1 protein-coding gene is annotated in these 1,146 nt (G+C 31.8%); it reads left to right on the top strand.

What is annotated here, in order from left to right:
- The first annotated feature begins 457 nt into the window (after positions 1-457).
- Positions 458-901: a hypothetical protein gene (locus STRDD11_RS05455; RefSeq protein WP_128836113.1), complete on the top strand. Its 444-nt coding sequence runs from the start codon at positions 458-460 to the stop codon at positions 899-901.
- Positions 902-1,146 lie beyond the last annotated feature (245 nt).

Here is a 1,146-nt window from a genome sequence, read left to right on the forward strand (position 1 = left end):
GAATACAAAGTTTTCGGTAGATTTTTACATAGAGCACCAAGACAGTATCCCAAATACTGGAGAAATGGGGATGTTTAATAAAATTTATATAATTGAAAATGGGGTCTGGAAGATATTTTCATAATATTATTGGGATTCAAATAAATTTATAGATTAGCTGAAAGTATTCGAATGAGGTGATATATGGTAAATTGGAATTTAAAAAGTTTTGATAATCTATATGCTTCATTAGCAGAATCAGCCTATAGGGATAGACCTAATCGTTTTCCATAGGAACAATTAGATTTGGAAAGCTGAAAATACTTGATTCAGGGAAATCAATGTGACAGATACAGGTTTGTTAGCCATTCAAGAAAACAGCAGCAAAAAGGATAAAAAGAAAAATTTTAACTTTCTTGGTGTTGTTAGAAGAATAAATTAACGGTATAATATTAATAAAGCAATACAAGGAGTCGCTATGAAGAAACGAACGAAAATCATAATTGCAGTAATTGCATCAATAGTGGCGCTAGTAAGTATAGGAGGATGCGCCATGACTCAAAAAGAAAGTAATAAACAAGATAAGAAAGTTGCTTCTTCAAAAAAGGAAATCACAGATGATAAGGAAGCCATCAAGCAAAAACAGCTCGCCTATCTCAAAGAACATGAGCAAGAAATTATAGATTTGGTAAAAGCTCAAAGTCCGAAAGTTGAATCAGTTCAGATTGATTGGGATCAGACACAATGGAGTGATGGTGGACTTACAACTCCTGAATATTATATGAATGTTTATGGACGTATTAATCATATTGAAGAATCGGGTTGGGGAGTGGATATACCAATTAATGAGGACAATACATTAAATATGGATGAGATGTATATAGGATCCGACATTAACATAGGGGGAAGATTATTTGAGTAATTGGAATTTAAAAAGTTTTGATAATCTATATGCTTCATTAGCAGAATCAGCTTACAGAGATAGACCAAAAAAGTTTCCATATGAACAATTAGATTTGGAAAGCTGAAAATACTTGATTCAGGGAAATCAATGTGACAGATACAGGTTTGTTAGCCATTCAAGAAAACAGCAGCAAAAAGGATAAAAAGAAAAGTTTTAACTTTCTTGGTGTTGTTAGAAGAATAAATTAACGGTATAATATTAAT

The sequence above is a fragment of the Streptococcus sp. DD11 genome (assembly GCF_001578865.1).
Classification (GTDB): Bacteria; Bacillota; Bacilli; order Lactobacillales; family Streptococcaceae; genus Streptococcus; species Streptococcus panodentis.

Excerpts from the sequence above, each read along its gene's own strand:
- STRDD11_RS05455 (WP_128836113.1), top strand. The coding sequence starts at position 458 with ATGAAGAAACGAACGAAAATCATAATTGCAGTAATTGCATCAATAGTG.